7 protein-coding genes are annotated in these 9,353 nt (G+C 70.5%); 4 read left to right on the forward strand and 3 right to left on the reverse strand.

What is annotated here, in order from left to right:
* On the forward strand, positions 1 to 818 hold an 818-nt coding region (locus tag VN520_RS13965), incomplete at its 5' end, for a carbohydrate ABC transporter permease (protein ID WP_325747220.1).
* A gap of 154 nt (positions 819 to 972) precedes the next feature.
* Positions 973 to 3,675 carry a SpoIIE family protein phosphatase gene (locus tag VN520_RS13970; protein ID WP_325747221.1) on the forward strand — a complete coding sequence of 901 codons (2,703 nt, stop codon included), beginning with the start codon at positions 973 to 975 and terminating at the stop codon, positions 3,673 to 3,675.
* A 15-nt stretch (positions 3,676 to 3,690) separates the two neighbouring features.
* On the opposite strand, the gene VN520_RS13975 is transcribed toward VN520_RS13970, so the two are convergent.
* The 3 genes from VN520_RS13975 to VN520_RS13985 form a co-directional block, all read right to left on the reverse strand.
* Complete coding sequence (locus VN520_RS13975; protein WP_325747222.1) at positions 3,691 to 4,320, reverse strand: class I SAM-dependent methyltransferase; 630 nt, start codon at positions 4,318 to 4,320, stop codon at positions 3,691 to 3,693.
* Between the two features lie 25 nt (positions 4,321 to 4,345).
* Entirely contained in the window at positions 4,346 to 5,131 is a 786-nt protein-coding gene (locus VN520_RS13980) for an SAM-dependent methyltransferase (RefSeq protein WP_325747223.1), read from the reverse strand.
* A gap of 154 nt (positions 5,132 to 5,285) precedes the next feature.
* Positions 5,286 to 7,001 carry a lysyl oxidase family protein gene (locus VN520_RS13985; RefSeq protein ID WP_325747224.1) on the reverse strand — a complete coding sequence of 572 codons (1,716 nt, stop codon included), beginning with the start codon at positions 6,999 to 7,001 and terminating at the stop codon, positions 5,286 to 5,288.
* A gap of 442 nt (positions 7,002 to 7,443) precedes the next feature.
* Between VN520_RS13985 and VN520_RS13990 the strand changes: the two genes are divergently transcribed.
* On the forward strand, positions 7,444 to 8,205 hold the full coding sequence (locus tag VN520_RS13990; RefSeq protein WP_325747225.1) for a DeoR/GlpR family DNA-binding transcription regulator: 762 nt from the start codon (positions 7,444 to 7,446) through the stop codon (positions 8,203 to 8,205).
* A gap of 135 nt (positions 8,206 to 8,340) precedes the next feature.
* Positions 8,341 to 9,353, forward strand: a 1,013-nt coding sequence (locus tag VN520_RS13995; RefSeq protein WP_325747226.1) for a sugar ABC transporter substrate-binding protein, incomplete at its 3' end; no start/stop codon positions are given.

Genomic DNA, 9,353 nt, shown 5'->3' on the forward strand with positions numbered 1-9,353 from the left:
GGACGCGCGGCAGGATCGTCCTGCTCGTCATCGCCCTGCTCCTCACCGCCGCGTGGCTCCTGCCGCTCGCCTGGGCCGTCGCCACCTCCCTGAAGCCGGAGGGCGAGACCACGAAGACCCCGCTCTCCTGGATCGGCTCGCGCGTCACCTTCGACGCGTACAGCAAGGTCTGGGAGTCGGGCGACCTGATGATCTGGCTGATGAACTCGGCCTACATCTCCGTCATGACCACCCTGCTGACCGTCGTGACCTGCGCGATGGCCGCGTACGGCTTCACACGCACCGACTTCCGCGGCCGGCGGCTGCTCTACGGGCTGGTGCTCGCCGGCATCATGGTGCCCCCGCAGGTGCTGATCGCCCCCCTGTTCCGCGAGATGGTCCAGCTCGGCCTCGTCGACACCTACTGGGGCGTGATCCTGCCCCAGGTGGCCGTGCCCGCCATGGTGTTCATCCTGGTCAAGTTCTTCGAAGGCGTACCGAGGGAGCTCGAGGAGGCGGCCTTCGTCGACGGAGCCGGCCGCTGGCGGGTGTTCTGGACGATCGTCATACCGCTGTCCCGGCCGGTACTGGCGGCCGTGGCGATCTTCACCTTCATCTCCACCTGGAACAACTTCCTGTGGCCGTTCCTCGTGACCACCGACCCCGGTGGCATGACCCTGCCCGTCGGCCTCGTCAACGTCCAGTCGACCTTCGGGGTGCGGTACGCCCAGATCATGGCCTCCCTCGTGATCGCGGGAATGCCGCTCCTGATCATCTTCGCGTTCTTCCAGCGGCAGATCGTGCGGGGCATCGCCCACACGGGTCTCGCCGGCCAGTAGAGGGCGCCGGATTCCAGGCCCGTACGGACGGCGCGGCATCCGTACGGGCCCCGGGCGGTCTCCGTGCCCCGCGCCGGCAGCGGCAGCCGCAACCGGCCGGTCCACGAGGACGGCGGGGCGGCGAGGAAGCGGGAAGCCGTGTAGAAAGGGTCATATGGCCGGACGCTACGGCCGCCCGCGTTCGTTTCTCCGGATGAGAAGCCTCGCTGGTCAGGTCTTTCTCCTGCAGGTGGCGATCGTGGTGCTGCTCGTCGCTGCCTCCGTGACCGCGCTCGTGCTGCAGTCCCGCGCCGACAGCGAACGCGAGGCCCGCAACCGCTCCGTCGCCGTGGCCGAGGCCTTCGCGAACGGCCCGGGCACGGCAGCCGCCCTGGAGAGCCCCGACCCCACCTCCGTGCTCCAGCCGAAGGCCGAGGCGGCGCGCAAGGGCTCCGGAGTCGACTTCGTCGTCGTCATGAACCTGGAATCGGTCCGCTACACCCATCCGCTGCCCGACCGGATCGGCAAGAAGTTCGTCGGCGAGGTGGCACCCGCCCTGGCCGGCCGGGTCGTCACCGAGAAGGTGGACGGGACCATCGGCCCGCTCGTACAGGCCGTGGTTCCCGTGGAAGGCGCGGACGGCGAGGTCGTGGGCCTGGTGTCCGCCGGGATCACCATCAAGAACGTCAGCGGCGTCGTCGAGAACCAGTTCCCCCTCCTGTTCGGCTCCGCCGCCGGAATACTCCTGCTCACGACGGGAGGCACGGCGCTCGTCACCGGACGGCTGAAACGCCAGACCCACGGTCTCGGCCCGACCGAGATGACCCGGATGTACGAGCACCACGACGCCGTCCTGCACGCCGTGCGCGAGGGCGTGCTCATCCTCGGCGGCGACGGACGGCTCCTGCTGGCCAACGACGAGGCGCGAAGGCTCCTGGGCCTCCCGCCGGACATCGAGGGCACGCCCGTCACGGAGCTCGGGCTCGGCCCGGTCACCACCGCGCTGCTGGCCTCGGGGCGCAGCGCGACCGACGAGGTGCATTCCGTGGGCGGCCGCCTCCTGGCCGTCAGTCAGCGGGCCACCGACAGGCACGGCGGACCGCCCGGAAGCGTGACGACCCTGCGGGACACCACGGAGCTGCAGGCCCTCACGGGCAGCGCCGCCACGGCGCGCGGCAGGCTGAAGCTCCTCTACGACGCGGGCACGGAGATCGGCACCGCCCTGGACGTCGTACGGACGTGTGAGGAACTGGCGGACTTCGCCACGGCCAGGTTCGCCGACTACGCCACCGTGGACCTGGCCGAGGGCGTGCTGCGCGGCGAGGAACCCACAGCCGCCCGCGCCACCACCGACGGCCTGCGCCGCTCCGCCTTCAGCGGCCACCGCGACGACACGGGGCTCCAGCCCCTGGGCTCGGTGGTCCGCTTCCTGCCGACCATGGAGATCGGTGCCGGCCTGCTCAGGGGCGAAGCCGTCCTCGACACCGACCTGACGCAGATGTCCGGCTGGCAGCAGCCTGACCCGGCACGGGCCGAGCGCATCATGGAATGCGGATTCCACTCGCTGATCGCCGTCCCGATGCGGGCCAGGGGCGTGATCCTCGGCGTGGCCATGTTCTGGCGCGCCCAGAGCCCCGAACCGTTCGAGGAGGAGGACCTGTCCGTCGCGGAGGAACTCGTCGCCCGCGCCGCGGTCAGCATCGACAACGCGCGCCGCTACTCGCGTGAGCACAACGTGGCGGTCACCCTGCAGCGCAGCCTGCTGCCGCGGGGGCTCCCCGACCAGAGCGCCATCGACGCCGCCTACCGCTACCTTCCCGCGCAGGCCGGGCTCGGCGGGCTGGGCGGGGTCGGCGGCGACTGGTTCGACATCATCCCGCTGCCCGGAGCCCGGGTCGCCCTCGTGGTGGGTGACGTGGTGGGGCACGGGCTCCACGCCGCCGCCACCATGGGACGTCTGCGCACGGCGGTCCACAACTTCTCCACCCTGGACCTGCCGCCCGACGAGCTGCTCTGGCACCTGGACGAGCTCGTCACCCGCATCGACCTGGACGAGACGGCCGAGGGCGCGGAGGGCGGCGGTGTCACCGGCGCCACCTGCCTCTACGCGATCTACGACCCGGCGTCCGGGCGCTGCACCATGGCGCGGGCCGGCCACCTCCAGCCGGTGATCGTCAGCCCGGACGGCCACGCCGTGTTCGCGGACGTGCCGGGCGGCCCGCCCCTCGGACTCGGCGGTATGCCCTTCGAGACCCTCGACGTACAGCTTCCGCAGGACAGCCGGCTGGTGCTCTACACCGACGGGCTCGTCGAGGAACGGCACCGCGACATCGACGAGGGGCTGGAACTGCTGCGCGAGACGCTGTCCGGGCATCCCGAGCGGACACCGGAGGAGACCTGCGAAGCAGTCCTCCGCGTCCTGGTGCCCGCCAGGGCCCGCGACGACGTCGCGCTGCTCGTCGGCCGCACCCGCTGTCTCGCCGCGGAGAACGTCGCCGAGTGGGATGTACCCTCCGACCCCTCGGCGGTCGCCCGGATCCGTTCGGACGTGTCCCGCAAGCTCACCGAGTGGAATCTCCTGGAGGAGGTGTTCACGACCGAGCTGATCCTCAGCGAGCTGGTCACCAACTCCATCCGCTACGCCACCGGACCCATCCGCGTACGGCTGATCCGCGACCGGACCCTGATCTGCGAGGTGTCCGACCGCAGCAGCACCTCGCCCCACCTGCGCCAGGCGGCCGGCATGGACGAGGGGGGCAGGGGACTGTTCCTCGTCGCCCAGCTGGCCGAACGCTGGGGCACCCGCTACACCGACGACGGCGGCAAGGTCATCTGGACGGAGCAGCTGCCCCAGCCGGAGGCGGACGGGCCGGGGTGAGTGGACACCGTCAGGTCACCGGCGGCAGTGCAGGAAGAGATGGGGTTCGGGCACAGCCCCCGGACAGGACGGCGTGAACACCGTGCCGACCTCGTGGACCACGGTGAGCCCGGCACCGGACACGAGCGCCCTGAACGCCTCCGGGCCGAAGCTGGTCACCCGCACCTCCTGGCCCATGAAGACGGCGCTCACGCCCTCCACGTCCAGCGGCACGGTCGCCAGGACCAGGAGGCCGCCGGGCCTGAGCGCCCCCGCGAGGCGGTGCACGAGGACGCGCTGCTCGTCGCGCGGCATCTGCAGCAGCGAGAAGTAGACGCAGACCGCGTCGAAGCTCTCCTCCTCCAGGGGGAACTCACGGATGTCGGCGCAGCGGAAGGACGCCTCGGGAACGCGCTGGGAGGCCAGTTCCACCATGACGGGTGAGACATCGACACCCAGCACCTCGTGCCCGGCGGCCGCCAGCGTGCGGGCGGCCGGCCGGCCCGTGCCGCTGCCGACGTCCAGAATCCTGCTGTGCGGAGCCAGTCCCTCCAGCAGCCGCTCCAGCGAGTCGCGGTGCGCGGCGGAGCCGGCGAACGCCGTCTCGTAGCCGGCCCCGATGGCGTCGAACGCCTCGGCTGCCGGGTGCCGGTGGTCCTCGGTCATGACGACGCCCCCTTCCGGGCCGTTGCTACGGGATGCGGGCGACCGCGACGTAGACGCCGCTCAGCTCCTGCTCGGGGGCCGGCGTGCCGCGGAACCACTCGGGAGCCGTCACCAGGCCCGGCTCGACGATGTCCAGGCCTTCGAAGAAGCGGGCGAACTCGGCTCGGGTGCGCAGCGCGAGCCGGATGCCGCCCTTGCCGTACTCGGCCGCCCCCTGCTCACCGCGCTCGGGGTTCACGTCCGACGCGCCCTGGGACAGCACCACATAGCTGCCCGGCGCCAGGGCGGCCGTCAGGGTGCGCACGACGGACACCGGCTTCAGGTCGTCGGGCAGGAAATGGAGGAGACCCAGGAGCGAGAGGGCGACGGGGCGGTCGAAGTCCAGGACCTTGCGGGCCGCCTCGATGATCGTGGCGGGCTCCAGCACATCCGCGTGCACATAGTCCGTCGCCCCCTCCGGCCGGCTGACCAGGAGGGCCTCGGCGTGCCGCAGGACGATCGGGTCGTTGTCGCAGTAGACGACCCGGCAGCGCGGATCGATCTCCTGGGCGATCTGGTGCAGGTTCGGCGCGGTCGGGATCCCCGTGCCGATGTCCAGGAACTGGCTGACCCCCTCACCGGCCAGCCAGGCCGTCGCGCGGTTCATGAAGGCGCGGTTCTGGAACGCCCCGGCCTTCGCCTCGGCCGGCAGGTGCTCGGCCACCGCCTGGTCCACCGGGTAGTTGTCCTTGCCCCCGAGCAGGGAGTCGTAGACGCGTGCCGAGTGCGGCCTGCTGGTGTCGATCGGGGGCTGGGACGTCCCAGTCGTCATGGCGAGCTCCGTTGCAGAAGAGGTGGACCGCTCCACCTGCGCAGTCTGTCACAACCACTGGCCGGTCAGAGGCAGTTGCCGAGGCCGTGGAGGTGACGGCGACGGCCCCCGGGGAGCAGGCACCTCCCCGGGGGCCACGACGGCAGGACACGGGTCAGGGTGCGTCGACCAGGTCGTGCTTGGGGACGGTCACCGTGCGGGCTCCGGGCTTGCCGCCGAGGACCACCTTCCGCAGGGCGCTGTTGTTCTCGAGGTCGGTCTCCTGGAGCCGCTTCTCCGGGTTGGCCAGCACCTGGATGTAGTAGGTGCCGTTCGCCAGGCCGGTGATGTCGAAGGACTGGCCCGGAAGGTCCTGGGTGTACGTGTCACCGGAACCCACGTCGAGCACCTCCCGTACGGAGATGGAGTTCTCCTGACCGCACGCCGTGGACAGATCGGTGTTGTCCGGGTGCCAGTTCGCGTTCTTCACCGTGTAGTCGACCGCGTCGGTGTTGGCCAGGCAGAAGGCCTCCTTGCCGCTGCGCACGGTCTCCTTCCGGTCGGCCTTCAGCAGCCGGTAGCTCGCGAAGTCGGTGAAGTGCCAGTGCTCGTGCCCCGGCCGGGGGTCCCATTCCATGGTGCCGGTGGGGGTGTAGCCGACCTGCTTGCCCGAGGCGTCGTAGAAGTACTGGTAGGCGTCCATCAGGTCGTTGCCCGGCTTGCGGAAGCCGTCCACCACCAGCTGCGCGGGCCCCGCGTTCCACACGTTGGCACTGAAGGCCAGATAGTCCTTGTCCGGTGCGCCGGTGTCACCCTGACCGATGGTGATGCCGTAGGCGGGCAGGGAGCGCAGGTCGGGCCTGGGGACGTCCGGCACGGTCGCCCTGCCCGTCGGGCGCTGGGCGTTCGGCCGTGCGGCGGGTGCCTGCCGGGAACCGTCCGTGATTCCGGGCCCGTCGCCCTGCGCCGACCGGAGACCCGCGCGCTTGGCGGCCCAGGGCACGGCGGCGGGAGCGGGTGTGTGGGGACCGTGGCCCACGTTGTACGAGGGTCCGGCTCCGGTGGTCACGGACACCGGGGCGGGCGTGCGCGAAGCGGTGTGTCCGGCGTGACCCGCGTGTCCGGCGGTGTGGGCCGCGTGCCCCGGTGCCGAGCGGGCGCCCGGAGCGGCTGCGGGGCTCTCCTCGTCCCAGCTGCGTTCGCGCACCGTCACCTTGACGGTCTGAGGCTTGTCGGCGATCTTGAACAGGTCGCGGTAGCGCTGGGTGACGGACACTTCCGCGGTGTAGGTGCCGGCCGCGAGAGCGACCGGCGTCGCGTAGTAGCCGGCGTACGTGTTGGACGCCCAGCCGTTCTCGACGCCCCACACCGAGCCGAGCGTGAAGGAGTTCGTGGGGCAGCTCTCGGGATACTTCGACGTGGCCGGGGCGTCGGGCTGGATCCTGCCCGACGCGTTGTTCGGGCAGAACGACTCCGTGCGGCTCAGCACCGAGGTGCCGACGGCGTCCCGGAGCGTGATGCGGACGAAGTCCGGCAGCCCCGAGAAGTCCTTCACCAGGCCCTTGGGGAGGGCCCTGGTCCGGGTCTTCGTCCCCTCCCGGATGATCTGGGTGGCGACGACCGGCTCCTTGTAGCTCTTCCGGGTCACCCGCAGTTCGAGCGGGGCGCCCGCGGCGGTGAGATACGTCCCCAGGTCCAGGTAGACGCCCGGGTCCTCCTTCCACGAGTCGAGCGTCACCGACTTCGACGCGGCGACCAGGCCGAGCTGCGGGACCGGTTCCGCCTGCCTGCTGTCAGGCGCTGCGGCGACGACGCCGGCGGTCACGGTGATCGCCGCGGCGGCGGCCACGGCCGGACGCCACAGACGGCTGCGGGGGGTTCTGGTGCTCATCGTTCTCCGATGTCCGAGTGCCCCGTGGGGCGGTGGAGTCGCTTTTCCTGTGAGAGGCGGCTGTCGCGGCCGGAGGTTGTCCGAAGGCAGAGCAAGCACGGATTGTTGGCTGAAATCAGGCACGGAGGTGCACAATCGGACATTTTTCAGCGGTTTCTGTCGTGTTCTCAAGACGGCTGTGCTAGAGGCCCTGTCCTCCGGGTGACCGCTGACGGGCACCGAACGGGCACGGCTGAGGGGGAAGCAGACACGGTCCGGCCGGACCGCTGCCACCGCAGCGCAGGTCACCGGCGCGGGGACCCGTCGGGGAACGGGCACGAACGGGCACAGCCTGGTGCGCGAATAAGCTGGTCGAAGAGCCGTTTCTGCTTGTACAAACAATGCGTGAGCCCGAACGGACGTAGGGGCCACACCGGATTCGCACTAGCGCAGGGATGGTGTCGTGGGCACCGAGGAACGCCGACGAGGAATTCTGGAGACCGCCCGACAGGACGGTTCGGTCGATGTGAACCGGCTGGCCGAACGGTTCCAGGTGGCCAAGGAGACCATCAGGCGTGATCTGCACACCCTCGAGGAACACGGTCTCGTGCGCCGCACGCACGGGGGCGCCTACCCTGTCGAGAGCGCCGGGTTCGAGACCACGCTGGCGATGCGCACCACGCACCACGTGCCGCAGAAATCACGGATCGCGACGGCGGCCGCCGACCTGCTCGGTGACGCCGAGACGGTTTTCGTCGACGAGGGTTTCACCCCGCAGCTCATAGCGGAAGCCCTTCCCCGCGACCGGCCGCTCACCGTGGTCACCGCTTCCCTGGCCGTCGCCACGGTCCTGGCGGACGTGGAGAAGACCTCCGTGCTCCTGCTCGGCGGACGCCTGCGCGGCAGCACCATGGCGACCGTCGACCACTGGGCCACCCGCATGCTCGCCGACTTCGTCATCGACCTGGCGTACGTCGGTGCGAACGGCATCTCCCGCCAGTACGGGCTGACCACCCCGGACCCGGCGGTCGGTGAGGTCAAGGCGCAGGCCATGCGCAGCGCCCGCCGCCGCGTCTTCGCGGGAGTCCACTCGAAGTTCGGAGCGGTGAGCTTCTGCCGCTTCGCCGGTGTCGGCGACTTCGAGTCCGTCGTCACCGACACCGGGCTGCCCTCGGCCGAGGCCCAGCGCTACTCCCTGCTCGGCCCGAACGTCATCCGGGTCTGACCCGGCCCGCGCCCTCGCTCTCCCCGCCCGGGCCGGGCGGCCGGAGGGCGGCCCGGTCACGCCCGGAACCGCCGGGGAGAGCCGGGAGGGCAGGGGCACCGATCCATGAGCCGCTACGACCGATCAGGAGAACTTATGCCCCACCAGCAACGACGCCGTGGGATCCGCGTACGTGCGGTCGCGGGCACGGCAGTGATGGCGTTCCTCGCCACCGGGTGCGCCGGAGCGGGCGGCACCTCGTTCGGAGGAGGCGACGCACTGAACGTACTCATGGTGAACAACCCGCAGATGGTCGAGCTGCAGAAGCTCACCGCCGAGCACTTCACCGAGGAGACCGGCATCAAGGTCCACTTCACCGTGCTCCCGGAGAACGACGTCCGCGACAAGATCAGCCAGGACTTCTCCAACCAGGCCGGCCAGTACGACGTCGGCACCATCAGCAACTTCGAGGTGCCCTTCTTCGCGAAGAACGACTGGCTGCACCCGCTCGACCCGTACGCCGCGAAGGACACCGCCTTCGACCAGGACGACATCCTCGAACCCCTGAGGGAGTCGCTCACCGCCGAGGGCAGGCTCTACGCCGAACCCTTCTACGGCGAGTCCTCGTTCCTCATGTACCGCAAGGACGTCTTCGAGGCGAAGGGACTGAAGATGCCCGCGCGCCCCACCTGGAAACAGGTGGCCGCACTCGCGGCGGAGGCGGACGGCGCCGAGCCCGGTATGAAGGGCATCTGCCTGCGCGGACTGCCCGGCTGGGGCGAGCTCATCGCCCCGCTCACCACCGTCGTCAACACCATGGGCGGTACCTGGTTCACCGAAGACTGGAAACCCCGGCTCACCTCACCGGAGTTCAAGGAGGCCACCCGCTTCTACGTCGACCTCGTGCGCGAGCACGGGGAACGCGGAGCCTCCCAGGCCGGATACGCCGAGTGCCTCAACAACATGACACAGGGCAAGACCGCCATGTGGTACGACGCCACAGCCGGGGCGGGCTCGCTGGAGGCGGCCGGCTCCCCGGTGAAGGGGAAGATCGGTTACGTGCCCGCGCCGGTCGAGCGGACCAAGAGCTCAGGGTGGCTCTACACCTGGGCCTGGGGCATCCAGAAGGCGTCCAGGAAGACCGACGACGCATGGAAGTTCGTCTCCTG

Origin of the sequence: Streptomyces sp. (genome assembly GCF_035563135.1) — a bacterium.
GTDB lineage: Bacteria > Actinomycetota > Actinomycetes > Streptomycetales > Streptomycetaceae > Streptomyces.